The 22,975-nt window shown below is 57.1% G+C and carries 27 protein-coding genes; 14 read left to right on the forward strand and 13 right to left on the reverse strand.

What is annotated here, in order from left to right:
• Window positions 1–32: 32 nt before the first annotated feature.
• Window positions 33–503 carry a hypothetical protein gene (locus IM273_RS16820; protein ID WP_193050062.1) on the reverse strand — a complete coding sequence of 157 codons (471 nt, stop codon included), beginning with the start codon at window positions 501–503 and terminating at the stop codon, window positions 33–35.
• A gap of 293 nt (window positions 504–796) precedes the next feature.
• Here IM273_RS16820 and IM273_RS16825 point away from each other — a divergent pair, with 293 nt between their 5' ends.
• Window positions 797–1,273, forward strand: coding sequence for a WbuC family cupin fold metalloprotein (locus IM273_RS16825; RefSeq protein WP_028013049.1), 477 nt, complete (start codon window positions 797–799; stop codon window positions 1,271–1,273).
• A gap of 50 nt (window positions 1,274–1,323) precedes the next feature.
• On the opposite strand, the gene IM273_RS16830 is transcribed toward IM273_RS16825, so the two are convergent.
• The 3 genes from IM273_RS16830 to IM273_RS16840 all read right to left on the reverse strand — a co-directional run bounded on the left by IM273_RS16830 (window position 1,324) and on the right by IM273_RS16840 (window position 3,159).
• Complete coding sequence (locus IM273_RS16830) at window positions 1,324–1,923, reverse strand: NAD(P)H-dependent oxidoreductase (RefSeq protein ID WP_193050060.1); 600 nt, start codon at window positions 1,921–1,923, stop codon at window positions 1,324–1,326.
• Window positions 1,924–1,997: 74 nt separating this feature from the next.
• Window positions 1,998–2,591, reverse strand: a complete 594-nt coding sequence (locus IM273_RS16835) for a TetR/AcrR family transcriptional regulator (protein WP_193050057.1) — start codon at window positions 2,589–2,591, stop codon at window positions 1,998–2,000.
• A 100-nt stretch (window positions 2,592–2,691) separates the two neighbouring features.
• A complete protein-coding gene (locus tag IM273_RS16840; protein ID WP_193050056.1) occupies window positions 2,692–3,159 on the reverse strand; it encodes a nuclear transport factor 2 family protein in 468 nt (155 codons plus the stop codon).
• Window positions 3,160–3,260: 101 nt separating this feature from the next.
• Between IM273_RS16840 and IM273_RS16845 the strand changes: the two genes are divergently transcribed.
• On the forward strand, window positions 3,261–3,842 hold the full coding sequence (locus tag IM273_RS16845; protein ID WP_192971029.1) for a TetR/AcrR family transcriptional regulator: 582 nt from the start codon (window positions 3,261–3,263) through the stop codon (window positions 3,840–3,842).
• A gap of 99 nt (window positions 3,843–3,941) precedes the next feature.
• Entirely contained in the window at window positions 3,942–4,355 is a 414-nt protein-coding gene (locus tag IM273_RS16850) for a VOC family protein (RefSeq protein WP_193050053.1), read from the forward strand.
• A 55-nt stretch (window positions 4,356–4,410) separates the two neighbouring features.
• Here the strand turns inward: IM273_RS16850 and IM273_RS16855 are convergent, their stop codons facing one another.
• The gene (locus IM273_RS16855) at window positions 4,411–5,187 is read right to left on the reverse strand and encodes a hypothetical protein (protein ID WP_028013055.1); all 777 of its coding nucleotides are present in this window, start codon (window positions 5,185–5,187) and stop codon (window positions 4,411–4,413) included.
• 1 nt (window position 5,188) lies between these two features.
• Window positions 5,189–5,386 carry a hypothetical protein gene (locus IM273_RS16860; protein WP_024908361.1) on the reverse strand — a complete coding sequence of 66 codons (198 nt, stop codon included), beginning with the start codon at window positions 5,384–5,386 and terminating at the stop codon, window positions 5,189–5,191.
• A 257-nt stretch (window positions 5,387–5,643) separates the two neighbouring features.
• Between IM273_RS16860 and IM273_RS16865 the strand changes: the two genes are divergently transcribed.
• The 8 genes from IM273_RS16865 to IM273_RS16900 are packed head-to-tail and all read left to right on the forward strand — an operon-like array spanning window position 5,644 to window position 11,524.
• Window positions 5,644–6,078: a nuclear transport factor 2 family protein gene (locus tag IM273_RS16865; protein ID WP_041910128.1), complete on the forward strand. Its 435-nt coding sequence runs from the start codon at window positions 5,644–5,646 to the stop codon at window positions 6,076–6,078.
• Window positions 6,075–6,794 carry an SDR family NAD(P)-dependent oxidoreductase gene (locus IM273_RS16870; protein ID WP_193050051.1) on the forward strand — a complete coding sequence of 240 codons (720 nt, stop codon included), beginning with the start codon at window positions 6,075–6,077 and terminating at the stop codon, window positions 6,792–6,794. The genes IM273_RS16865 and IM273_RS16870 overlap by 4 nt, the downstream gene beginning before the upstream one ends.
• Window positions 6,791–8,050: an NAD(P)/FAD-dependent oxidoreductase gene (locus IM273_RS16875; RefSeq protein ID WP_193050049.1), complete on the forward strand. Its 1,260-nt coding sequence runs from the start codon at window positions 6,791–6,793 to the stop codon at window positions 8,048–8,050. The genes IM273_RS16870 and IM273_RS16875 overlap by 4 nt, the downstream gene beginning before the upstream one ends.
• 1 nt (window position 8,051) lies before the next feature.
• Window positions 8,052–8,774 (forward strand): DUF1365 domain-containing protein, encoded by a 723-nt coding sequence (locus IM273_RS16880; protein WP_045261402.1) that lies wholly within the window; start codon window positions 8,052–8,054, stop codon window positions 8,772–8,774.
• Window positions 8,771–9,991, forward strand: coding sequence for a cyclopropane-fatty-acyl-phospholipid synthase family protein (locus IM273_RS16885; RefSeq protein WP_063942508.1), 1,221 nt, complete (start codon window positions 8,771–8,773; stop codon window positions 9,989–9,991). Before IM273_RS16880 ends, IM273_RS16885 begins: the two co-directional genes overlap by 4 nt.
• On the forward strand, window positions 9,988–10,473 hold the full coding sequence (locus IM273_RS16890; protein WP_028013061.1) for a DUF2878 domain-containing protein: 486 nt from the start codon (window positions 9,988–9,990) through the stop codon (window positions 10,471–10,473). The genes IM273_RS16885 and IM273_RS16890 overlap by 4 nt, the downstream gene beginning before the upstream one ends.
• Window positions 10,470–10,994, forward strand: coding sequence for a hypothetical protein (locus IM273_RS16895; RefSeq protein ID WP_063942507.1), 525 nt, complete (start codon window positions 10,470–10,472; stop codon window positions 10,992–10,994). Before IM273_RS16890 ends, IM273_RS16895 begins: the two co-directional genes overlap by 4 nt.
• A complete protein-coding gene (locus IM273_RS16900) occupies window positions 10,991–11,524 on the forward strand; it encodes a DUF3833 domain-containing protein (RefSeq protein ID WP_193050048.1) in 534 nt (177 codons plus the stop codon). Before IM273_RS16895 ends, IM273_RS16900 begins: the two co-directional genes overlap by 4 nt.
• On the opposite strand, the gene IM273_RS16905 is transcribed toward IM273_RS16900, so the two are convergent.
• Both IM273_RS16905 and IM273_RS16910 read right to left on the reverse strand, forming a co-directional pair.
• Window positions 11,521–11,979, reverse strand: a complete 459-nt coding sequence (locus IM273_RS16905; RefSeq protein WP_028013064.1) for a DMT family transporter — start codon at window positions 11,977–11,979, stop codon at window positions 11,521–11,523. The two genes, IM273_RS16900 and IM273_RS16905, sit on opposite strands and share 4 nt — an antisense overlap.
• Window positions 11,980–11,983: 4 nt before the next feature.
• The gene (locus tag IM273_RS16910; RefSeq protein ID WP_028013065.1) at window positions 11,984–12,418 is read right to left on the reverse strand and encodes a DMT family transporter; all 435 of its coding nucleotides are present in this window, start codon (window positions 12,416–12,418) and stop codon (window positions 11,984–11,986) included.
• Window positions 12,419–12,513: 95 nt separating this feature from the next.
• On the opposite strand from IM273_RS16910, the gene IM273_RS16915 reads away from it, so the two are divergent.
• Entirely contained in the window at window positions 12,514–13,446 is a 933-nt protein-coding gene (locus IM273_RS16915) for a LysR family transcriptional regulator (RefSeq protein WP_047365246.1), read from the forward strand.
• 5 nt (window positions 13,447–13,451) lie between these two features.
• On the opposite strand, the gene IM273_RS16920 is transcribed toward IM273_RS16915, so the two are convergent.
• Together IM273_RS16920 and IM273_RS16925 are read right to left on the reverse strand one after the other, a co-directional pair.
• Window positions 13,452–14,480: a methionine synthase gene (locus IM273_RS16920; protein ID WP_028013067.1), complete on the reverse strand. Its 1,029-nt coding sequence runs from the start codon at window positions 14,478–14,480 to the stop codon at window positions 13,452–13,454.
• Window positions 14,481–14,503: 23 nt separating this feature from the next.
• The gene (locus tag IM273_RS16925) at window positions 14,504–15,478 is read right to left on the reverse strand and encodes a DUF1852 domain-containing protein (protein ID WP_048956426.1); all 975 of its coding nucleotides are present in this window, start codon (window positions 15,476–15,478) and stop codon (window positions 14,504–14,506) included.
• Between the two features lie 254 nt (window positions 15,479–15,732).
• Here IM273_RS16925 and IM273_RS16930 point away from each other — a divergent pair, with 254 nt between their 5' ends.
• The gene (locus IM273_RS16930) at window positions 15,733–16,272 is read left to right on the forward strand and encodes a DUF2058 domain-containing protein (protein WP_028013071.1); all 540 of its coding nucleotides are present in this window, start codon (window positions 15,733–15,735) and stop codon (window positions 16,270–16,272) included.
• A 7-nt stretch (window positions 16,273–16,279) separates the two neighbouring features.
• Here the strand turns inward: IM273_RS16930 and IM273_RS16935 are convergent, their stop codons facing one another.
• Both IM273_RS16935 and azoR read right to left on the reverse strand, forming a co-directional pair.
• A complete protein-coding gene (locus IM273_RS16935; protein WP_193050046.1) occupies window positions 16,280–16,966 on the reverse strand; it encodes an RluA family pseudouridine synthase in 687 nt (228 codons plus the stop codon).
• Between the two features lie 89 nt (window positions 16,967–17,055).
• The gene (gene azoR / locus IM273_RS16940; protein WP_008502313.1) at window positions 17,056–17,661 is read right to left on the reverse strand and encodes an FMN-dependent NADH-azoreductase; all 606 of its coding nucleotides are present in this window, start codon (window positions 17,659–17,661) and stop codon (window positions 17,056–17,058) included.
• 205 nt (window positions 17,662–17,866) lie between these two features.
• On the opposite strand from azoR, the gene hrpA reads away from it, so the two are divergent.
• On the forward strand, window positions 17,867–21,769 hold the full coding sequence (gene hrpA / locus IM273_RS16945) for an ATP-dependent RNA helicase HrpA (protein ID WP_193050044.1): 3,903 nt from the start codon (window positions 17,867–17,869) through the stop codon (window positions 21,767–21,769).
• 506 nt (window positions 21,770–22,275) lie between these two features.
• Here the strand turns inward: hrpA and IM273_RS16950 are convergent.
• Complete coding sequence (locus IM273_RS16950) at window positions 22,276–22,935, reverse strand: O-methyltransferase (protein ID WP_193050042.1); 660 nt, start codon at window positions 22,933–22,935, stop codon at window positions 22,276–22,278.
• Window positions 22,936–22,975: the final 40 nt, after the last annotated feature.

The following is a 22,975-nucleotide window of genomic DNA, read 5'->3' on the forward strand; positions in this document are numbered from 1 at the left end:
ATATTCCTTACGGACTATCCTGTTTAATAAGTTTACGCGTAGGGTATATTCGCCATCTTCTTATATCTTTCCGGCAGTGCGCTATTCAGGTTAAGTAATTTATCCAGAATATAAAGCGCTGGCGTTCCCTTTGCGCGCTCTTCGTCGATCAGCGAAGAACGTAGCACATTGGCAGCCGAGGTCATTTTACGAAAATACTCTTCTGATTCCGGCGTCTGTACTTCACCGGACTCGGCGTAACGCACCCGTGGCCAGTCCGCGAAGTCAGGCTGGGGGAAGAGTCCGTCGTCTTTTGTAATATGTGCTGAGAGTAGCTCCTCGGCATTGCCGGGAGCGTTCTGAGCAAATGAGAGCAGGTGCAGTCGATGTATAAATGGCGAAAGCGCTTCTGAACGATGACTTTCTGAGGAAAGTAAGGTGATTAGCGCAGGTATTTTTTCATCAGCGGTGCTTTTTTCTGGTGAGAGGGTTTTCATTAAATGGAATAAAACATCGAGTGTCATAGGTGCTCCATATCCGCACATTATTATTTATTGTTTTTACGTCGCTATCTGTTTTTGACAGCGGTATACCAGGGGTAAATGGATGGTATTTCAGTGCGGTTATGTTTGAAAAACGATAAATAGTTGGCATTAATGTGAGTTTTACTCAATGTGGCGCTCTGGGCTCCAACATTGCAGATCCTCTCACGGCAGCGTTTTGTTTCACAAATGCCTTAGCTTATCGGCTTTTCAGGATGGTATAACGTCGTGCAGCAATCGGCTTGCCGTTAATCGCCACATTCTCAAAGGCTTATATGAAACAAATTACTTTTAGTGACCTGCAGCAGCAAAGCGAGCAGGCCGCACATTCTCCTCGCTTACGCGCACACCGTAATTTACACCCTGACCTGAGCGACCCGGTGCAGCGCCTGGCCATTGCAATGGAACCCGGTACCTATGTCCGCCCCCATCGCCATCCGCACACGTTTGAACTGCTGACGGCGCTGAGCGGTCGCTTTCTGGTGCTGAATTTTGACGACAGCGGAAACGTGACCCGGCGCGTGGTGTTAGGCGAAGAGTGTAAAGTCCTGGAGATGGATGCCGGAACCTGGCATGCCGTGCTGTCGCTGGATAAAGGCGGCGTCATTTTTGAGGTAAAACACGGGGCGTATCAGCCCGTGCCTGAGCACGATACCGCCCCGTGGTCGCCTGCTGAGAACGCGCCAGGTACTGTAGAGTTGATGAAATGGTACGCCCAGGCGCAGGTGGGTGATAGGCGTTTTACCCTGTAATTTTCCTGTAGTGTTCCCGGCGCGCAGAAAGCGCGCCAGAACCGTATGGTTTACTGGATGCCGCCGAGTCTTTGCAGGAATTCCTCAACCTGCTCGGGCGTAGCCGTGTCTGCCTGGTAAAGGATTTCGAGCTTAACGTTCTTCAACCCGCAGAAGCCAAATACCCCTTCGATTATCTGCGTCTGAATCGCCGTCGAATAGCCGTGTTTGTCGAAGCCGGTAAGATCGCTACCGCCGGTGGCAATCAGGCGGACGGGAACATCACGTAAGTTGCCCACAATCCGGCCGTCGTCGGCCACCTTATACGCCCAGTTCAGGGTTAACACGCGATCGAACCAGCCTTTCAACAGCGCGGGAACCGACCACCAGTACACCGGGAAGACGAATACCAGCATATCCGCGCGCTCGACGCGCTTTTGCTCGCGCAGAATATCGTCGGGAAGGGCGCTCGGATCGCCGTGATACAAATCGAGATCGGCGCGGGTCATCGCCGGATTAAACCCTTCAGAATGCAGATCGGCGATCTCAACCTGCGTACCTTCCTCGCGTAATTTCCCGGCAATACGGGCTGCCAGCGTATGGGATAACGAATTGTCGATCGGGTGTGCCGTCACGATCAGCGCGTTTTTAATGGCATGGGTTGCAGACATAGCGACCTCCAGATGGGGGAGAAGTGATGCCTATATTACTATTGGTAACTTAGGTGTCAATCCGCCCCCGACGATCATTTTGTGCTATTCGCGTAGGTCTCCAGCACCCCGGTCATGGCGCCGCAGAGCGTATCTTCCGCAACGTTTCGGGCGAGCACGCCGTTGCCTGCCGCGGTGCTGAGCGCCTCCGCCGCGCCAATAATGGCCGTCAGTACCGCTTCCCCCTGAACGCCTTTTAAGACGATAAACGGGGAAAGTGCGGTACGCAGGCAGTCGGCACATTCGGCCACGCATGCTTCCCGAAACGTCTGCAGCGCGCGAGAACCGGACAGCGCCGCGGCGATTGGCCCGGTTTCAGGCCCGGCGGCAATGGCACAGTCGATATAGGCCGCGCTGAAAAAGCGGATCGTCTTCTCCAGCGTTTTGCTGTCTACCGCCAGCGTCTCGCGGAATTTCGCCAGCTGCCGATCGCTATAGTCCTGATACAGTGCCATCAATAGCCCCTCACGATCGCCAAAGTGGTCGTAGGGGATAGGCTTGGTCACGTTAGCCCGTTCTGCCAGATAGCCAAGGGTCAACGCCTCCGTGCCTTGCTGACGCACGATCCCTCGCGCAACCTCCAGGAGCTGCACGCGGCGGTCCTCTTTTCTTAAGCGCTTAACAACCATGCTTGCCTCGGGTGTGTTATCTACTCATGGTAGTTTACACGCTTTCAGCGCGCAGCGGCATCCTTTGTCCCTCAGGGCGCGCTGCGCAACCTCTCCACGCCTACAGGCCCAGCTCGCTCAGCGAAGGGTGATCGTCAGGGCGTCTGCCCAGCGGCCAGTGGAACAGGCGTTCAGATTCTTTTATCGGCATGTCGTTTACGCAGGCAAAACGACGCTTCATCAGTCCGTCCGCTTCGAACTCCCAGTTTTCATTGCCGTACGAGCGGAACCAGTTGCCGGAATCATCATGCCATTCATAGGCATAGCGCACCGCGATCCGGTTGTCCGTAAATGCCCAGAGCTCTTTAATCAGGCGGTAATCCAGCTCTTTTTTCCATTTCCGCGCCAGAAACGCCTGGGCTTCCTCGCGGTTGGTGGCGAACTCCGCGCGGTTGCGCCACTGGGTGTCCAGCGTGTAGGCCAGCGCGACTTTTGCCGGGTCGCGACTGTTCCAGCCATCTTCGGCCAGTCTGACTTTTTCGATGGCGCTTTCGCGAGTGAAGGGCGGTAATGGAGGACGAGTGTTCATAGCGATAACCTCTGTGTGATGATGTAGACAGGTCTGTCTACTTGCGCTAATCTATGCCTGAAAAATAACGCTGTCAACATCCGTTTTGAGGCTACCGAAAAGTGAAAACCGAGCACGCAGGCAACGAAGCAATAATCAGCGTCAGGGATAAAATATTACTGACGGCGCACGATCTGTTTTATTCTAATGGCTTTAGGGCGACGGGGGTGGATACGCTGATTAAAGAGGCGAAGGTGACCAAGGTGACGTTTTATCGCCATTTTCCGAGTAAAAGTTTACTTATTCTCGCCTACCTGCACTATCGACATGAAATATGGATTAACTGGTTTGAGACCACGCTGCGTCGACATCTTGATGAAGGCGAAATACCTTCTGATGCGATATCTGCAACCCTTTATGAATGGTTTATTTCGCCCGAGTTCCACGGCTGCGCGTTTATTAATGCCAGCGCAGAAGCCAAATCCGAGGATATAGAAAGCGAAATAAAAGCGATATGCCGCGATCATAAAATCGAAACTAAAAATATGATTGCGTCGCTGACGAAGATCGCTGATGAGCGCGTCGTTAATGAAATCATGCTGCTTATTGACGGCGCCATTATTCATGCACAAATGGGCATGGATTCAGAGACGGTAATAAATGTGTTAAAAAGTGGGTTAGAGGCGTTGACCGGTCAGAAATAAATCCTGAATCTGCCGCAAGCGGCGTGGAGCAAGTATTACGGTAGCTGGAATATCGACTCACCGAATCGGTAAGCTATTTATGCAAAGGAAACGAAAAATATGAGAACGCAGAAACGATGCCTGGGATGCGTGGCTATCGTGGTTGATGACTACGATCGCGCCATTGAATACTACACCGAAAGGCTGAGTTTTACCCTCGTAGAGGATACGCCCCAGCCGGGGAAACGCTGGGTAGTCGTCTCACCCAACCCGGAAAGCGACTGCAATATCCTGCTGGCTCGTGCCTCTAACGAAAGGCAGGAAGGTTTTATCGGTAATCAAAGCGGTGGCAGAGTTTTCCTGTTCCTTCAGACGGATGACTTTTGGCGCGATTACCATGCCATGAAAGCAAAAGGCGTTCATTTCTGCGAAGAACCTCGTGAGGAAGAGTACGGTACGGTGGTGGTGTTTGAAGATATTTACGGCAACCGCTGGGATCTTTATCAAAATGCGCAACCGTTAACATCACCGTAAATGATGTGTCATTCGCCTTTCGTCGTGCACGCTTCCCAGCAGAGCGTACTCAAAATTATGGGGACGTCTGACTCTCGTCCCGCTGTGCCAGCGACAGCGCGCTGGCGCTGGCGGGATCGAACAGCGAGATGCTCTCAATCTGATTAAGCAAAATCACCTTGCGGAATGACATGGCGCTGCGGGGTTCAGAGTCGAGCGTGATGTCATGCTCCGCATACCACTTGCTGTAATTATTCTCGATACGCAGATTCATCGTCTTCGCATCCCGGTACCCGCTCAACATTGGGATCAGCACGATATTGGCCGTTTTTTCATATTCCAGCGTCGCGGTGTGGATCATGCCGACGTAAATCCGCCGCGACCGGAGTGTGACCTGCGCCAGCTCGCCTTGCTCCATACACTGATAGAGCAGTTGTTCAATCCCGCTCGCCTGCGCAAGCCGTTTGTAGAGCTTTTTCCGACTCTCGCCGTCCAGCCTGGCGCTGCCTGCCCAGTTAGAGCGGTAGAGGCAAAACAGAATGGCAAACGCCAGCATCACGACCACCGGCGCCTGAATGCCTAAAAAACTCCAGTTCATAAAGTCGATTTGCCAGTCGGTGTATTTCGGTGAGGCAAAGTGAAAAGCGTTGTTGGCGGCGGAAAGGGCGAACAGCAGCAGCCAGAGCAATCCCGTGGCGATTACGCCCTGCAAAACGAAAATACAGCCGTAAAGCGCGACGAGAAAATAGACGTCCCAGCCGAAGGAACGCTTGATTTTAAAGCGGGTCGACAGGTCGCGGCTGGTGTACCAGTACCCGCAGACCATCAGCACCATAAATATCGCCGTTCCCATATCAGGCCCTCTTCAGCGTGTTGACGTGACGCAGAAAGTCCTGCCGCACCTCGTTGCTCTTGTAGTTCACCGAGGCGTTCCCGTCCTGGTCGATAATGATGCGGTCGCCATCTTCCACGGCTTCAATAATTTCCTGCTGACTCATCACCTGCAGTAAGGATTCCGGGCTTGAGAATAGGGAGAGAAAGAAACGTTTCATGTCAGGCATTCTTATGAATAAAAAGGATAAGCCTGGAAGATGACGGCTGAATTTGCCTTAAGGATAACCTGAAAGTGAAAGTCGGGTGGCGGCTACACCTTACCCGGCCTACAAAACCGTCAAATGATCGAGTTTTCAAATTGTTGATATTTATGGGTAATAAAAAATAAACTTGCACAAACTTGGACAAATAACGTTAATTGTGTAAGTTTTAATTATGCGATTACGCCACGTTGTTTACAGCCAGGATGTGACCCATGAGCACTTTGCCCTCTGTCGTGAGTCGGTTTATTGAGTACTACGCCGCACTGGATAGCCAGCCGCCGACCGCGCTGGTCGGGCTTTACCATTCGAATGCCACCCTTATCGATCCGTTCGGCGAGCACAACGGTATTTTCGCGCTTCAGCGCTATTTCACCCATCTGCTGGCAAACGTCGAGAAGTGCCGTTTTGTCATCGATCCGCCGCTCTGCAGCGGGAACCGGTTTGTTGTCACCTGGGTAATGCACTGGTCGCATCCGCGCATTGCCGGAGGCGAGCCGCTTGAACTGCCCGGATGTTCGGTGGTGGACACCGAAAACAATCTCATCACGCGTCAGCGGGACTTCTACGATGCGGGAGAGATGATCTACGAACACCTCCCTCTGCTGGGCTGGGCGGTACGCGGCGTGAAGCGGAGGGTCAAATCATGAAGACGGTGCTGATTACCGGCGCAAGCTCGGGCATCGGCGCGGGGCTGGCGAAGTCCTTTGCCGCTGACGGCTACCACGTGATTGCCTGCGGGCGCGATCCGGCGCGTCTGGAAGTTTTGCATCAGACCTGCCCCAATCTCACCGTTCGCCTGTTCGATATGACAGACAGGGACGCCTGTCGCCAGGCGCTGAGCGGCGTTTACGCCGATCTGGTTATTCTCTGCGCCGGTACCTGCGAATATCTCGACGGCGGCGTGGTGGATGCGGCGCTAGTGGAGCGGGTCATGACCACTAATTTTCTCGGGCCAGTGAACTGCCTGGCCGCGCTGCAGCCGCAGCTGGTTGCCGGTAACCGCGTGGTGCTGGTGAGCTCGATGGCCCACTGGCTTCCCTTCCCGCGGGCAGAGGCCTACGGCGCGTCCAAAGCGGCGCTGAGCTGGTTTGCCGACAGTTTGCGTCTGGACTGGGAGCCAAAGGGGATTGCCGTGACGGTCGTCTCTCCGGGCTTTGTCGATACTCCGCTGACGCGCAAAAACGATTTTGCCATGCCGGGTAGGGTGAGCGTTGACGAAGCGGTAAAGGCGATCCGTACCGGGCTGGCAAAGGGCAAAATGCATATCGCGTTTCCGGCCGGGTTTGGCCTTATTTTGCGGCTGCTCTCTGGGCTGCCCGCGTTTTTGCAGCGCACGCTGCTGCGCAGGATGGTGCGCTCATGAACATTGCAATTATCGGCAGCGGCATCGCCGGGCTGACCTGCGCCTGGCGGCTGGCAGGGCATCATCAGGTAACCCTGTTTGAAGCGGGCACCACGCCCGGCGGCCATACCGCGACGGTTGACGTCTCAACGCCCCAGGGCACATACGCGATCGATACCGGGTTTATTGTCTACAACGACCGCACCTACCCGCGCTTTATGGGCCTGCTCAGCGAGCTCGGTATCAGCGGGCAAAAAACACAGATGAGCTTTTCAGTACACAACCCCGAGACGGGGCTTGAGTACAACGGCCACACCCTGACGTCGCTGTTTGCCCAGCGCCGAAACCTGGTGAATCCGGCATTCTGGCGTCTGCTGGGCGAAATCGTTCGCTTTAACCGCCTGGCGAAACAGGCGCTTGAAGGGGAAGTCGATCCGAACGCCACGCTGCAGACGTTTCTGGACCAGCACGGCTTCACGCCGTTTTTTGCGCGCCACTACATTCTGCCGATGGGGGCTGCAATCTGGTCGTCATCGCTGCAGGAGATGAAGCGTTTCCCGCTGCCGCTCTTCCTGCGCTTCTTTCATCACCACGGCCTGCTGGATATCACCCAGCGTCCGCAGTGGTACGTGGTGCCGGGCGGCTCGCGGGAGTATATCCGCGCCATGCTGCAAAAACTGGGCGACCGCCTGACGCTGCACCTGAACACGCCTGTTCTGCGGGTGAGCCGCCATGCGCACGGGGTCACGCTCCAGCTTGAAAACGGCAGCCACACCTTCGACCAGGTGATATTTGCCTGCCACTCAGCCCAGGCGCTGGCCATGCTTGACGACCCAACCGCCTCAGAGCGCGAAGTGCTGGGCGATATCGGCTGGCAGCGCAACGAGGTTGTTTTGCACAGCGATCCGCGCTGGCTGCCGGTGCGGCAGCGCGCCTGGGCCAGCTGGAACTACCGCCTGAGCGCGCAGGAGCAGGCCAGCGCCTGCGTCACCTACAACATGAACATTCTGCAGGGTCTGCCTGCGGGCAGCCCACTGTTCTGCGTCACCCTGAACCCGGACGCGCCGGTGGATGAACGCTTCGTTATGCAACGCTTTGTCTATGAGCATCCGCTGTTTAACCCGCAAAGCTGGCGTGCGCAGGCGCGCCGTGGGGAGATCAACGGTCATCACCGGAGCTGGTTCTGCGGCGCTTACTGGTACAACGGTTTTCATGAAGACGGCGTGCGCAGCGCGCTGGACGTGGTCAATGAAATAGCCGCCGGGGAGGGGAACTGACATGAACAGCTGCCTCTATCACGGCGTATTGCGCCACCGCCGCCTTCAGCCGAAAACGCATGAATTCAGCTACGGCGTTTTTATGGCCTGGCTGGATCTTGATGAACTGCCGCTGCTGGCATCCGTCGGCGTGCGGCGCAACCGCTTTGCCGCCGCCGCGTTCCATGACGCGGACTATCCGCTTGGCACGCCGCTTAAAGAGAACGTGCTGAACAGGCTGGAGAGCCTGACCGGGGAACGTCCCGCAGGGCGGGTCATGCTTCTGACGCAGCTGCGCTACTTCGGGTTTCATTTCAATCCGGTCAATTTTTACTATTGCTATGACCAGGAAAACACGCTTCGCTGGGTGTTGGCGGAGGTGCGCAACACGCCGTGGAACGAGCGCCATTATTACGCGGTCGACGGGCAAAATGCCCGGCCCACGGAAAAAGCGTTTCACGTTTCCCCCTTCAACCCGATGGACATGGTCTACCACTGGCGCTTCAACAACCCGGACAACACGTTGCATATGCACATTGAAAATCATCAGGAAGCGAAGGTCTTTGACGCCACGCTGTCCCTGCGCCGGGAGCCTCTGACCCGCCCGGCGCTGCGCGCGCTGCTGCTGCGCATCCCGCTGATGACTCTGAAAACCGTTTTCGCCATTTACTGGCAGGCGCTGAGGCTGTGGCTCAAGCGCGTGCCGCTGTATAACCATCCCGTCAGCAGGAGTGAACGCTCATGACCGATCCCGTCTTTGCGCTAGAACCCGATATCCCGCGCAACGTCCGCATCGCGCGATGGCTGCTGTTTCGTCTGTTAAGCGGCATTCGCGGCGGCTCACTCACCCTGCGTGAAGGGGCGCAGACCTTCCATTTTGGCGAGACATCCTCCGCGCTGCACGCCGACGTGCAGATCCTCACGCCCGGCGTCTACTGGCGCGTCTTAACGGGCGGTAGCCTTGCCGCCGCAGAAGCCTGGATGGACGGCGAATGGGAGACCGCGCAGCTTACGCCGCTTCTGCAAATCCTGGCCCTCAACGGCGAGGTGCTTGGTCGTCTGGAGAACGGGTTCCGGCTGCTTGGCCGACCGCTGGAGCGGCTGCGCCACTGGACGCGGCGCAACTCTCGTGCCCAGGCCCGCGAAAATATTGCCGCCCATTACGATCTGGGCAACGCTTTCTATGCCCATTTTCTGGATAAGGAACTGCTTTACTCCAGCGCACTGTTTACCGCGGACGAGCAGGATCTGACGGCGGCTCAGCAGGCCAAAATGGCGCGCCTGTGCGAGCAACTGGCGCTAAACCCGGGTGATCACCTGCTGGAAATTGGCACCGGCTGGGGGGCGATGGCGGAATACGCCGCCCGTCACTACGGCTGTCGGGTGACCACTACCACGCTGTCGCAGGAGCAATATATCTGGGCGACCGAGCGCATTGCCCGCGCCGGGCTGCAGGATCGGGTTGAGGTACTGCTCTGCGACTATCGCGACCTCACCGGGCAGTACGACAAGCTGGTCTCGATAGAGATGATTGAAGCCGTCGGGCAACGCTATCTGCCCATGTTCTTCCGTACCTGTCAGGCGCGGCTGCGCCCCGGTGGACGGATGGCGATTCAGGCCATCACCATTCAGGACCAGCGCTATCGCGACTACAGCAAAAGCGTCGATTTTATCCAGCGCTACATTTTCCCCGGCGGCTTCCTGCCGAGCATTACGGCGATGAACGAGCTGATGACGCGCCACACCGATTTCGTGGTGCGCAATCTCTTCGACATGGGGCCGGACTACGCCCGCACGCTGGCCCACTGGCGGCAGCGCTTTGTCCACGCCTGGCAGGAGATTGAAAAGCTTGGCTTTGATGAACGGTTCCGCCGCATGTGGCTGTACTACTTCGGCTACTGCGAAGCCGGGTTTAACGCCCGCACCATCAGCGTGGTGCAGCTGACCGCCGAGCGCGTATGAGACGCTACCTTCAGGTCTTTCTGCTGGCCGTCGCGTTCGATCTCTACTGGGCGCTGGTAGTGCTGTTTCGGGAACAGGGCCTGATTATCTGGCTCGGGCTGGCGATCCTGGCGTGCCTGCTTTTGCCGTCAGCATACCGACTTTACGCCATTGGGCTGGCCGCGGCGGGCAGCCTGCTGGATGCGCTCTGGGCGCTGACGGGGCTGATTGCCTTCACGGGCGACTCCCTGATGCCGCTATGGATGGTGGCATTGTGGCTGATGTTCGCCGTGGTCTGGACGCAGCTTGCGCGTACCACCACGTTACCCGGCTGGCTGCTGACCCTGCTGGCGGCCGTGGGAGGCCCGGTGGCCTACCTGATTGGCGAGCGGTTGGGCGCCATCACGTTTCTGGAGCCGACCTTTATCGTCGTCAGCTGGATGGCGCCGGGCTGGCTGGTGCTGATGCTGTTTTTCCACCTGCTAATGGGGAGACAAAAATGAGGGCTGCGGTTCTGCTGTTTTGGCTCATGCTGGTTGTTCCTGGTGCTCAGGCCGCCGACTGGCTGGCCTGGCGTAAGGTGGGCGACGCCACGCTGACCTGGGGGCCGTTCACGGTCTATACCTCTCAGCTCCGCACGCCGGATGGCCGTTACAGCCGGGACGATCAGGATCAGGCGCTGATTATTACCTACGCGCGCGACATAGATCGCGATGAACTGGTTGAGGCGACCCGTGACCAGTGGCAGGCGCAGGGGATCCTGACGCAGGAACCGCAAAGTGAAGCCTGGCTAAGGATGCTCCAGTCCCTGTGGCCGGATGTCCGGCCGGGTTCACAGTTGGCGTTTGTTCTCAATGATAAGCAGGGGCAGTTCTGGTACCGCGCGTCGTCGGCGCAAAAATCCTTTATTCCGCTCGGTCCGCGCCAGTCAGAAGCGTTCAGCACCCGCTTTCTGGCCATCTGGCTCGATCCCCGCACGCAATATCCTGAGCTGCGTCAGCAGCTAATCGGAGGCAAAAAATGAAACGAATTCTGACGCTGGCGCTGGCATTCACGATGCTGCTGGCCGGCTGCAGTACGGAGGTGTCCGAGTATCGTCAGCAGCCGCCGCGGCTTGATATCTTCCACTACTTCCAGGGCAAAACCGAAGCGTGGGGCATGGTGCAGGATCGCAGCGGCAAGCAGATCCGCCGCTTTCACGTTGAGATTGCCGGGGACGTCATCGGCGATACGCTGACGCTGAACGAGCGCTTCGTTTACGACGACGGCGAGAAGCAGCAGCGGGTATGGCACATTCGCCGCGTGGGGAACGACCGCTACGAGGGAACGGCAGGTGATATTGAAGGGGTTGCCACCGGGCAGGCCGCAGGCAACGCCTTTAACTGGCATTACAGAATGAACGTGAAGGCCAACGGCAAAACGTGGCTGCTGAACTTTGATGACTGGATGTACCTGCAGGATGAGACGCATCTGTTCAATAAAACCGAGATGAAGAAATTTGGCGTCACCGTCGCCACGGTGACGCTGTTCTTTACCCGGAATACGGAAGCTTAGTCGCGAACATCGCCGGTTTTGCTGCTGGAGTAGATGAAGTACAGGGCAATCCCCAGGCACACCACCGCGCCCAGACGGCTCGGTGAAAACGGAATAGCGGGATTGTTCAACCAGCCAAAGTTATCTATCAGCATGCTCATGGCGAGCTGGCCGAATATCACCGCCACCGTGGCGACGGCGGTGCCGATGCGCTGCACGGCGAGCACCATGATCACAATGTAGGGCACGCCGAACATCGCCCCGAGGAGCTGCCATTTCGGCACGTCCAGCAGCGTGACCGTCTGCTTAGGCTCAAAGAAGAAAATGAGCAGGGCGGTCACCAGCGCGCCGACGGAAAACGTCAGAAACGCGCTCTTGAAAACGCCCACGCTGCTGCCGAGCTGTCCGTTAATTGCGGCCTGTATGCTCAGCGTCGCGCCGCCGCAGATGGCCAGAATTATCATCATCAGTGTCATGTGCTTACCCCTTTGCGACCAGTACCAGTGCGGCAATAATAAAAACCAGCGCCACGATGCGTCTTGCGTTTATCTTCCTGTGCGGCGTACCCAGCAGGCCAAAGTGGTCAATGATCAGGCTTTTAAAAACCTGACCTGCCAGAATGCCGATCATCGTCAGAGCGATGCCGATAGCGGGGGTGGCGATAGTCAGAATGACAACGTAAACAGGACCCAGCACGCCGCCAAGCAGCTGCCAGCCGGGCTGTGCGAAAAACGACGGACCGTTGCGCGGGCTGAAAAACAGCATCAGCAGAAAGGTCAGCGCGGCGCCGACCCCGAAAATGCTGAACGTGGCCCATAAATCGCCTACTTCTCCCCCTAACGGCCCCAGCAAACCCGCCTCGACGGAGAGGCCCATCCCGCCGGCAATCACCAGTAAAATCAATACAAACTGCATTATGCTTCCTCCGTTTTCAGGCGAAGAAGATTACGTCGGTAGACATGTGAGAAAAATGCCATAATGCAGGAAACACCTTTGCAGGAAATGCATTAATGTCAGATGCCGGAAGCATGAACCTTCGCTCACTGCTGCTGTTTATTGCCGTCTATGAAACGCAGAACTTTTCCGTCGTTGCGCGACGGGAGGGAATTTCTGCTTCGCAGGTGTCGCGGATTATTCATCAGCTTGAGGACGCGCTCGGCCAGCAGCTGTTCTATCGCAATACCCGGGCGGTGATCCCCACGGAAAACGGGCATCTTTTTATCCGCTATGCCCGGGCGATGGTCGATAACTTCGAAGAGGCGCGTCGGGAGCTGGATGAACGTTCGACCGAACCCTCGGGCACGGTACGCATTAACGGGCCGGTATTTTTTGGACAGAGGCACGTTGCACCCGGCCTGGCAGGCCTGGCCGAGCGTTATCCACGGTTAACCATAGAGCTGACGCTGACCGATGACTTTATCGACCCGCACCGGGATGCCGCCGACCTCATTTTTCGCATCGGCACGCTGACGGACTCGACGTTCCACGCCCGCATCTTCGGGCAGCAGCGCTACCATCTTGCCGCGTCGCCCGCGTATCTGCGTCAACACGGCGTACCGGCCGACCCGGCCGAGCTGAGCCAGCATAAATGCCTGGTGTATCGCGGTTCGTCTGGCCCTAATCGCTGGCTTGTGCGACGCAAGGGGGAGAATTGGGTGCACTATCCCGTGGCGCCGCTGATGACGTCCAATAATGCGGAGTCGCTGCTCATTGCCGCGCTGGGTGGAATGGGGATCGTCCTGTTTCCGGACTGGCTGATTGGCGACAGGCTGCAGCGGGGGGAGCTGGTCGCTCTTATGCCGGAAATGGCGTGCGCTATCAATACGGAGCCGCTGAATATTGCGGCGATCTATCCTCACGCACGTCATCCGCCCCTGAACGTCAGGGCGGTGATTGATTATTACGTGGCGTTTTTCGGCTCGCCGCCGTACTGGCAAACGTAAGGCAATTACGCGCCGAGCTCCTTGCGGATAATTTCTGCGCCGGCGCTGAGCGCTTTCAGCTTACCGTTAGCCACCTGACGGGAGAGGGGAGCCATGCCGCAGTTGGTTGAGGGGTAAAGCTTGTCGGCGTCGACGAACTGCAGCGCTTTACGCAGGGTGTCGGCGACCTCTTCTGGCGTTTCGACGGTGTTGGTTGCCACGTCAATCGCCCCAACCATCACCTTTTTACCGCGAATCAGCTCCAGCAGATCCATCGGTACGCGGGAGTTGTGGCACTCCAGGGAGATGATGTCGATGTTAGAGGTTTGCAGCTTAGGGAAGGCCTCTTCATACTGGCGCCATTCTGAGCCGAGCGTCTTTTTCCAGTCAGTATTGGCCTTGATGCCGTAGCCGTAGCAGATGTGTACCGCGGTTTCGCATTTCAGACCCTCAATGGCGCGCTCGAGCGCGGCGATACCCCAGTCGTTGACCTCATCAAAAAAGACGTTAAACGCCGGCTCGTCGAACTGGATAATATCCACGCCCGCGGCTTCTAATTCGCGCGCTTCCTGGTTGAGGATTTTGGCGAATTCCCAGGCCAGCTTTTCGCGGCTTTTATAATGCGCGTCGTAAAGGGTGTCGATCATGGTCATTGGCCCAGGCAGGGCCCATTTGATCGGCCTGTCCGTGAGCTGGCGCAGGTACTTTGCATCGTCCACGAATACCGGCTTCTGACGCGCAACGGCAGAAACCACGGTCGGCACGCTGGCGTCGTAGCGGTTACGAATGCGCACGGTTTGGCGATTTTCAAAATCGACGCCGCTCAGGTGTTCAATAAAGGTGGTGACGAAGTGCTGACGGGTCTGTTCCCCGTCGCTGACGATATCGATTCCCGCACGGATCTGCTCGTCAAGGGACAGGCGCAGTGCATCCTGTTTACCCGCCAGTAATTCCTGATCCTGCAGTTTCCAAGGAGACCAGAGCGTTTCAGGTTGCGCAAGCCAGGTCGGCTTAGGCAGGCTGCCAGCCGTAGACGTCGGGAGCAATGTTTTCATAATAAAAGACCTTTTTTGATGAATTAAAGCGTGTAGTTATCAGACCACTGCTCGAGAATGTGTTTATAAGGCTTAATGAAATACTCTTCGGTAAATCGACCCTGTTCAATCGCCAGCCGGCTTCGCTCTTCGCGGTCATAAACAATTTTGGTTAATGAATGATCCTGCTGGTTCAGGTCCGGGCGATAAAACAGTCCCGCCGCCGAGTTCGCGTTATAAATTTCCGGGCGATAGATTTTCTGGAACGTCTCCATCGTGCTGATGGTGCCGATCAGTTCCAGATCGGTGTAATCGCTCAGCAAGTCTCCGGTAAAGAAGAACGCGAAAGGCGCCACGCTGTTCTCAGGCATGAAGTAGCGGACCTTCAGGCCCATTTTGGCGAAGTACAGTTCCGTTAACGATTCGCCATCCGGCGCGTACTCAATACCCAGAACAGGGTGCTGGTTACCGGTGCGGCGATAGGTGTCTTTGCTCGAGACGCTCAGGCAGATCACCGGGCCCTTTCTGAAGTTCTCTTTGTATTCCGGCGAGTTCACAAAATGGCGGAAAATATTGCCGTGCAGTTCGCCAAACTTTTCCGGAATACTGAAGTGCTGCTGGTTCTTATTGTGCTCCAGCAGCAGGACGCTGAAATCATAATCCCGCACGTAAGAAGAGAAGTTATTCCCGACAATGCCTGCGATACGCTGGTTATTTTTCTTGTCGACAATATACGTCTGCAAAATCTCGATGGCCGGGAACGGCTTTTCCGCGCCAATGTTCAAATCGACAGAGATGATTTCAAGCTCAACCGCGTAGCGATCGGCGGTCGGGTTATCCCAGCGCGCCAGGGCGTTAAAGCGGTTGTTGATCATCACCAGCGTATTGCGCAGGTTTTCCTGACGTTTTTCCCCACGCGCCAGGTTGGCAAAGTTGGTGGTCGTACGCGTATTTTCTGACGGATTGTAATTCTCATCGAAGCAACTGCGCTTAAGGGTATATGTGAAAGCTTTGCTCATTGTGGTTATGCATCCTAAGTTCATGTTGCTAAGAAGTTACTAATGCATAATTTATGCCTGAGCCCGCGGCGCAGGGGAAGTGACTTAATTTCAATGCAACATGAGGGAAGTTCATGAAGTGTAATGCTCGCGGTGTTGCTGTCTTTCTTGCCGGGTGGCGCTGCGCTTACACGCCCTACGATTCTCCTAATGTCGCACTCTTTCCTCAATTCCCGCTATAATCCCCAAAATTTCCAACCGGTTTAGAAACGATCATGACAAAACTCACCTTACAAGAGCAGATGCTGAAAGCGGGCCTGGTCAGCAGCAAGAAAGCGGCGAAAGTGCAGCGCACGGCAAAGAAATCACGCGTTCAGGCACGTGAGGCTCGGGAAGCGGTAGAAGAGAATAAGAAGGCGCAGATCGAGCGTGACAAGCTGCTGAGCGAGCAGCAGAAGCAGGCCGTACTCGCGAAAGAGTTTAAAGCGCAGGTGAAGCAGCTGATCGAGATGAACCGCATCACCGTGGCGAAGGGCAACATCACCTTTAACTTCACCGACGGTAATCTGATCAAAAAAATTGAGGTCGACAAGCAGACGCAAACCCAGCTGATCAACGGCCGTCTGGCCATTGCGCGCCTGGTGCTCAATGCAAACGGCGATTGTGAATACGCGATCATTCCGGCGGTGGTGGCTGATAAAATTGCCCAGCGCGATGCCGACAGCATCGTGTTAAACAGCGCGCTCAGTCAGGAAGAGCAGGACGAAGACGATCCGTACGCGGACTTCAAAATTCCTGACGATTTGATGTGGTAAACCGCGTTCAAAACGGGGCGGCGTGGCGGGCGTTAACCGGCTCTCCGCTCACGGGATGAATAAAATTCAGCTCGCTGGCATGCAGCATCAGCCGGGGCGTTTCCTTAGCCCCCGGCGCGTCAAGACCGCCATACAGATCGCAGCCCAGAATAGGGTGCCCGAGCTGTTGGCAGTGGATGCGCAGCTGGTGGGTTCGCCCGGTTTCCGGCGTCAGTTCCACCCGCGTTAACGGCACTCCTGTCCCCCGAAAAAAACGTTCCACCACCCGATAGCGGGAACGGGCGGGTTTACCGTTGATGGCGCAGATCGACATCAGCGGGAACAGCGCCGGGTCTTTGGCAATGGGCGCGTCTATTATTCCCTCGTCGTTTTCCAGATGCCCATAAAGCAGGGCGCTGTAGACTTTCTCCACGCTGCGCTGGCTGAACTGCTGGCAAAGCGCCGCGTTGATGGCCTTATTGCGCGCTACCACCATCAGCCCGGACGTGCCGAAATCCAGACGATGCACCAGCGTGCAGCCGGGGAACGTCTGGACCAGACGATAATGGACAGAATCGAGGTTTTGCGGGTTTTTGCCCGAGAGGCTGAGCAGGCCAGAAGGCTTATTAATCAGCAGCAGATGTTCATCCTGCCAGAGGATCTCAATGTCGCCGTGACACGGTGGAGCAATAAAAGAATCGATAATCGCAGACATCAGGCCGCCCGGCTGGAGAGTGGAAGCGGATGATAGCGAAATGCGGGGAAAAGAAAAACCCTCCCACCGGGCGGTGAGAGGGGGAAATCTTACGCGGCTACCAGGCTGTCGATGGCGGCTTTCGCGTCGGTCTGCGCTTTGGTCGCCACTTCCGGACCGTAAGCGATGCCTTCCGCGAACACGAAGTTCACGTCAGTGATGCCGATGAAGCCCAGGAACAGGCTCAGGTACGGCGCAACCAGGTCAGTTGGGGTATCTTTATGGATACCGCCACGGCTGGTCAGGACGATCGCACGCTTGCCTTTTACCAGACCTTCCGGGCCGTTCTCGGTGTAGCGGAAGGTTACGCCAGCGCGCGCCACCAGGTCGAAGTAGTTCTTCAGCTGGGTAGGAATGTTGAAGTTGTACATTGGGGCGTTGATGACGATAACGTCGTGCGCCTGCAGCTCAGCAATCAGCTCGTCGGACAGGGCCAGGGCTTCCTGCTGACGCGGGGACAGTGGCGCATCGCTTGGGCGCAGCGCGCCAACCAGCTCGCCGTCCAGCACAGGAATTGGGTTTGCTGCCAGGTCACGCACGGTGATTTCGTCTGCAGAATGCTGTTCACGCCACTGTTCAACGAAGTAATCAGACAGCTGACCAGACTGAGAGTACCCTGCCAGAATACTGGATTTCAAAACTAATACTTTGCTCATGGGTGATTCCTGTTGTTGCATTTGATTGAAGGGGGGTGCCCCGTTGCTTGTTGACACTTTATTCACAATCCTGCCACAGAGATAGCGCAATATATCGAAGCCTATGTTCGAATTTTTTGAATAAGGCGCTAAAAGCGTCAATGTGGTACTCTATAGCAATCATTAAAAAGAGATTTTATCCGGCAGAGCACTGCCCGTTAACGCTATGACAGAACAACCCAAAATCACCTTCCCGATGCTCCTGCAACAGCTTGATTCCCTGATGCTGCGCGATAAACAGCGGTTTTCCCGCCGGCTGCACGGCGTGAAGAAGGTTAAAAATCCTGATGCACAACAGGCCATTTACCAGGAGATGGCCAAAGAGATTGAACAGGCGGCAGGGAAGGTTGTGCTGCGCGAAGCCGCGCGTCCGGCGATCACCTACCCGGAAAACCTGCCCGTCAGTCAGAAGAAACAGGACATCCTTGAGGCCGTCCGCGATCACCAGGTGGTGATTGTCGCGGGGGAAACCGGTTCAGGCAAAACCACCCAGTTGCCGAAAATCTGCATGGAGCTGGGCCGCGGGGTGAAGGGGCTGATTGGCCACACCCAGCCGCGTCGTCTGGCGGCGCGCACCGTGGCGAATCGTATTGCCGAAGAGCTGCAGTCGGAGCCGGGCGGCTGCATCGGCTACAAGGTGCGATTCAGCGACCACGTCAGCGACAACACCATGGTCAAGCTGATGACGGACGGTATCCTGCTGGCGGAAATACAGCAGGACCGCCTGCTGATGCAGTACGACACCATCATCATTGACGAAGCGCACGAGCGCAGCCTGAACATCGACTTCCTGCTTGGCTATCTTAAAGAGCTGCTGCCGCGTCGCCCTGATCTGAAAATCATCATCACCTCCGCGACCATCGACCCGGAGCGCTTCTCAAAACACTTCAACAATGCGCCGATTATTGAAGTGTCGGGCCGCACCTATCCGGTGGAAGTGCGCTATCGCCCGATTGTGGAAGAGGCGGACGATACCGAGCGCGATCAGCTGCAGGCCATCTTCGACGCCGTTGACGAGCTGGGCAACGAGAGCGCGGGTGACATCCTGATCTTCATGAGCGGCGAGCGCGAAATTCGCGATACCGCCGATGCGCTCAGCAAGCGCGACCTGCGCCACACCGAGATCCTGCCGCTGTATGCCCGCCTGTCCAACAGCGAACAGAACCGCGTCTTCCAGCCGCACGGCGGACGCCGCATCGTGCTGGCGACCAACGTGGCGGAGACCTCGCTGACCGTACCGGGGATTAAATACGTGATCGACCCGGGCACGGCGCGCATCAGCCGCTACAGCTACCGCACCAAGGTTCAGCGCCTGCCGATTGAGCCGGTCTCCCAGGCGTCTGCTAACCAGCGTAAGGGCCGATGCGGCCGCGTGTCGGAAGGGATCTGTATTCGTCTTTATTCCGAAGACGATTTCCTGTCGCGCCCGGAGTTTACCGACCCGGAAATTCTGCGCACCAACCTGGCGTCCGTTATCCTGCAGATGACCGCGCTGGGGCTGGGCGACATCGCGGCGTTTCCGTTTGTGGAAGCGCCGGACAAGCGCAACATTCAGGACGGCGTGCGTCTGCTGGAAGAGCTCGGAGCGATTACCACCGACGAGCAGGCGAGCATCTATAAGCTGACGCCGCTGGGCCGCCAGCTCAGCCAGCTGCCGGTCGACCCGCGCCTGGCGCGCATGGTGCTGGAAGCGCAAAAGCACGGTTGCGTGCGCGAGGCGATGATCATCACCTCGGCGCTCTCCATTCAGGACCCGCGCGAGCGTCCGATGGACAAACAGCAGGCGTCGGACGAAAAGCACCGTCGCTTCCACGACAAAGAGTCCGATTTCCTCGCCTTTGTGAACCTGTGGAACTACCTCGGCGAGCAGCAGAAAGCGCTCTCCTCGAACCAGTTCCGCCGCCAGTGCCGCGTGGATTTCCTTAACTACCTGCGCGTGCGTGAATGGCAGGATATCTACACCCAGCTGCGCCAGGTGGTGAAAGAGCTGGGCATTCCGGTGAACAGTGAACCGGCGGAGTACCGCGAAATACATATCGCATTGCTGACCGGCCTGCTGTCCCATATCGGGATGAAGGATGCGGATAAGCAGGAATATACCGGTGCGCGTAACGCGCGTTTCTCCATCTTCCCGGGTTCCGGCTTGTTCAAGAAGCCGCCGAAGTGGACCATGGTCGCGGAGCTTGTGGAAACCAGCCGCCTGTGGGGGCGCATTGCCGCGCGCATCGACCCGGAATGGGTTGAGCCGGTGGCTCAGCACCTGCTGAAACGCTCGTACAGCGAGCCGCACTGGGAGCGCGCGCAGGGCGCGGTGATGGCGACCGAAAAAGTAACCGTTTACGGCCTGCCGGTGGTCGCCGCGCGTAAGGTCAACTACAGCCAGATCGATCCGGCGCTCAGCCGCGAGCTGTTTATCCGCCACGCGCTGGTGGAGGGGGACTGGCAGACGCGCCACGCGTTCTTCCGTGAAAACCTGAAGCTGCGCGCCGAGGTGGAAGAGCTTGAGCACAAGTCCCGACGCCGCGACATTCTGGTGGACGATGAGGCGCTGTTTGAGTTTTACGACCAGCGCATCAGCCATGATGTTATCTCCGCCCGCCACTTTGACAGCTGGTGGAAGAAGGCCAGCAAAGCGACGCCGGACCTGCTCAACTTCGAAAAGAGCATGCTGATTAAAGAGGGGGCGGAGTCGGTCAGCAAGCTCGACTACCCGAACTTCTGGCATCAGGGCAACCTCAAGCTGCGTCTGACCTACCAGTTTGAACCGGGCACCGACGCGGACGGCGTAACCGTCCACATTCCGCTGCCGCTGTTAAACCAGGTCGACGAGAGCGGGTTTGAGTGGCAGATCCCCGGCCTGCGCCGCGAGCTGGTGATTGCGCTGATCAAATCCCTGCCGAAACCGGTGCGGCGCAATTTTGTGCCAGCGCCAAATTATGCGGAAGCGTTTCTGGGCCGCGTCACGCCGCTGGAACTGCCGCTGCTGGACGCGCTGGAGCGTGAGTTCCGCCGCATGACCGGTACCACCATCGACCGCGAAGACTGGAACTGGGATCAGGTGCCCGATCATCTGAAAATCAGCTTCCGCGTGGTGAATGATAAAAACAAAAAGCTGCTGGAAGGGCGTTCCCTCAGCGAGCTGAAAGAGGCGCTGAAAGGCAAAGTTCAGGAGACGCTTTCTGCGGTGGCGGACGACGGCATCGAGCAGAGCGGGCTGCATATCTGGAGCTTTGGCCAGCTTCCGGAAAGCTACGAGCAGAAGCGCGGCAACTATAAGGTCAAAGCCTGGCCGGCGCTGGTGGACGAACGTGACAGCGTGGCGATCAAACTGTTTGATAACCCGCAGGAACAGCAGCAGATGATGTGGCGCGGGCTGCGCCGCCTGCTGCTGCTCAACATCCCGTCGCCGATCAAGTATCTGCACGAGAAGCTGCCGAACAAAGCCAAGCTGGGGCTCTACTTTAACCCGTACGGCAAGGTGCTGGATCTGATTGACGACTGCATCTCCTGCGGCGTGGACAAGCTGATCCACGAGGCGGGCGGCCCGGTCTGGACGGAAGAAGGTTTTGCGAAGCTGCATGACAAGGTTCGCGCCGAGCTGAACGACACCGTGGTGGAGATTGCCAAACAGGTCGAGCAGATCCTCACTGCCGTGTTCAACATCAACAAGCGCCTGAAGGGGCGCGTGGATATGACCATGGCGCTGGGGCTGTCGGACGTGAAGGCGCAGATGGCGGGGCTGGTGTACCGCGGCTTTGTCACCGGCAACGGCTTTAAGCGTCTGGGCGATACGCTGCGCTATCTGCAGGCGATTGAAAAACGGCTGGAGAAAATGGCGATCGATCCGCACCGCGATCGCGCGCAGATGCTCAAGGTCGAAAGCGTGCAGCAGGCGTGGCAGCAGTGGTTAAACAAGCTGCCGCCGGCGCGCCGCGACGATGAAGATGTGCAGGAGATCCGCTGGATGATCGAGGAGCTGCGCGTCAGCTTCTTTGCCCAGCAGCTCGGTACGCCGTATCCGATTTCGGATAAACGTATATTGCAGGCGATGGAGCAGATTTCCGCTTAACGTCCTTACCCGGTTTTCTCCCTCTCCCTGTGGGCTGAGGGTTCCCCACAAATTAATGCGAGCACTGAACAATCCCCTCGCCCCTTTGGGGAGAGGGTTAGGGTGAGGGGAACATACGGCAGTGGTGGTCATTCCGTTCACTTTATGTTCCTTGCTACTCTGTAAATGCTGTTTCGGTGAACGTGCCAGGGCGGCTCAATCGCCGCCGCCCTGGCGACCCGGGCTCCCGGCGGTAAATCGCCGCTACGCGGTACCTTCGGCTAATTCCTTTCGGCTTATCGGGGACGGGCGGAGGTAACATCCCTGTAAAGCCCGCCCTCTCGGCGCATCCATGCGCCTCGCCCCGGCCTGCAGGAAACGCCTCAGCGATTTACAGCCGGACCAGAGCATCGCTGAAAGCCTTAAATCGTTCTGAAACAACGTTAATGCTTCTGCTTAAAAATTACTGGGGAACCCTCAGCCCTGTGGGAGAGGGTCGGGGTGAGGGCATCAGCCCGCACATTTTTTCACCCATTCACAATCGCCAGCGTAAACCCATCCCATCCCTTAACCCCCACCGTTTGCAGCGCGGTGGCGGTTAAGCGCGGGTTATCCCCCGTCATCTCGATAAAACGCCGCACGCCCAGCACGCGCGCGTCGTCGCTTTGCACGTTAATGACCTCGCCGTCGCGGACCACGTTATCGCCGATAATCACCGTGCCGGGACGGGAATAGTGCAGCGCCCACTCCAGATAGCCGGGATTGTTTGGCTTATCGGCATCAATAAAGATCAGGTCGAACGGCGGAACGTCACCGAAATTCTCCAGCGAGTTCAGCGCCGGGCCTTCAATTAATTCAATACGATCGTTCAGCCCCGCGAGGCGAATATTCTGGCGGGCAACATCGGCATGCGTCGGGTCAGCCTCGAGCGTAACCAGCTTTCCGTCCGGCGGCAGGGCGCGCGCCATCCAGATTGAGCTATAGGCGCCCAGCGTCCCGATCTCAAGAATGCGTCTTGCCTGCGTCATGCGCACGAACAGCGCCAGCAACTGCCCCTGATTGGCCGCAACATCGTGTTCAGGTAGCCCGGCGCGTTTGTTGTTTTCAAGAACCTTCTGAAGAACCTCATCCTCAGGGATAAGCGAAGAAATCATGTAATTATCTACTGCAGACCATTGTTGTTGCATAGACTGACTCCTTAAGAGGGATTGCCGGGTGCGAAATGCA

Source organism: Enterobacter cloacae complex sp. P13B, from assembly GCF_014895915.1.
Lineage (GTDB): Bacteria > Pseudomonadota > Gammaproteobacteria > Enterobacterales > Enterobacteriaceae > Enterobacter > Enterobacter bugandensis.

Bases quoted from the DNA above. Each gene is read 5' to 3' on its own strand.
- IM273_RS16875 (WP_193050049.1), top strand. From the start codon at position 6,791: ATGAACATTGCAATTATCGGCAGCGGCATCGCCGGGCTGACCTGCGCC.
- IM273_RS16855 (WP_028013055.1), bottom strand. From the start codon at position 5,187: ATGGGAACGGCGATATTTATGGTGCTGATGGTCTGCGGGTACTGGTAC.
- IM273_RS16830 (WP_193050060.1), bottom strand. From the start codon at position 1,923: ATGTCTGCAACCCATGCCATTAAAAACGCGCTGATCGTGACGGCACAC.
- IM273_RS16880 (WP_045261402.1), top strand. From the start codon at position 8,052: ATGAACAGCTGCCTCTATCACGGCGTATTGCGCCACCGCCGCCTTCAG.
- IM273_RS16935 (WP_193050046.1), bottom strand. From the start codon at position 16,966: ATGTCTGCGATTATCGATTCTTTTATTGCTCCACCGTGTCACGGCGAC.
- IM273_RS16930 (WP_028013071.1), top strand. From the start codon at position 15,733: ATGACAAAACTCACCTTACAAGAGCAGATGCTGAAAGCGGGCCTGGTC.
- IM273_RS16860 (WP_024908361.1), bottom strand. From the start codon at position 5,386: ATGAAACGTTTCTTTCTCTCCCTATTCTCAAGCCCGGAATCCTTACTG.
- IM273_RS16835 (WP_193050057.1), bottom strand. From the start codon at position 2,591: ATGGTTGTTAAGCGCTTAAGAAAAGAGGACCGCCGCGTGCAGCTCCTG.
- IM273_RS16900 (WP_193050048.1), top strand. From the start codon at position 10,991: ATGAAACGAATTCTGACGCTGGCGCTGGCATTCACGATGCTGCTGGCC.
- IM273_RS16905 (WP_028013064.1), bottom strand. From the start codon at position 11,979: ATGACACTGATGATGATAATTCTGGCCATCTGCGGCGGCGCGACGCTG.
- IM273_RS16850 (WP_193050053.1), top strand. From the start codon at position 3,942: ATGAGAACGCAGAAACGATGCCTGGGATGCGTGGCTATCGTGGTTGAT.
- IM273_RS16910 (WP_028013065.1), bottom strand. From the start codon at position 12,418: ATGCAGTTTGTATTGATTTTACTGGTGATTGCCGGCGGGATGGGCCTC.
- hrpA (WP_193050044.1), top strand. From the start codon at position 17,867: ATGACAGAACAACCCAAAATCACCTTCCCGATGCTCCTGCAACAGCTT.
- IM273_RS16950 (WP_193050042.1), bottom strand. From the start codon at position 22,935: ATGCAACAACAATGGTCTGCAGTAGATAATTACATGATTTCTTCGCTT.
- IM273_RS16885 (WP_063942508.1), top strand. From the start codon at position 8,771: ATGACCGATCCCGTCTTTGCGCTAGAACCCGATATCCCGCGCAACGTC.
- azoR (WP_008502313.1), bottom strand. From the start codon at position 17,661: ATGAGCAAAGTATTAGTTTTGAAATCCAGTATTCTGGCAGGGTACTCT.
- IM273_RS16920 (WP_028013067.1), bottom strand. From the start codon at position 14,480: ATGAAAACATTGCTCCCGACGTCTACGGCTGGCAGCCTGCCTAAGCCG.
- IM273_RS16865 (WP_041910128.1), top strand. From the start codon at position 5,644: ATGAGCACTTTGCCCTCTGTCGTGAGTCGGTTTATTGAGTACTACGCC.
- IM273_RS16895 (WP_063942507.1), top strand. From the start codon at position 10,470: ATGAGGGCTGCGGTTCTGCTGTTTTGGCTCATGCTGGTTGTTCCTGGT.
- IM273_RS16870 (WP_193050051.1), top strand. From the start codon at position 6,075: ATGAAGACGGTGCTGATTACCGGCGCAAGCTCGGGCATCGGCGCGGGG.
- IM273_RS16840 (WP_193050056.1), bottom strand. From the start codon at position 3,159: ATGAACACTCGTCCTCCATTACCGCCCTTCACTCGCGAAAGCGCCATC.
- IM273_RS16825 (WP_028013049.1), top strand. From the start codon at position 797: ATGAAACAAATTACTTTTAGTGACCTGCAGCAGCAAAGCGAGCAGGCC.
- IM273_RS16915 (WP_047365246.1), top strand. From the start codon at position 12,514: ATGTCAGATGCCGGAAGCATGAACCTTCGCTCACTGCTGCTGTTTATT.
- IM273_RS16820 (WP_193050062.1), bottom strand. From the start codon at position 503: ATGACACTCGATGTTTTATTCCATTTAATGAAAACCCTCTCACCAGAA.
- IM273_RS16925 (WP_048956426.1), bottom strand. From the start codon at position 15,478: ATGAGCAAAGCTTTCACATATACCCTTAAGCGCAGTTGCTTCGATGAG.
- IM273_RS16890 (WP_028013061.1), top strand. From the start codon at position 9,988: ATGAGACGCTACCTTCAGGTCTTTCTGCTGGCCGTCGCGTTCGATCTC.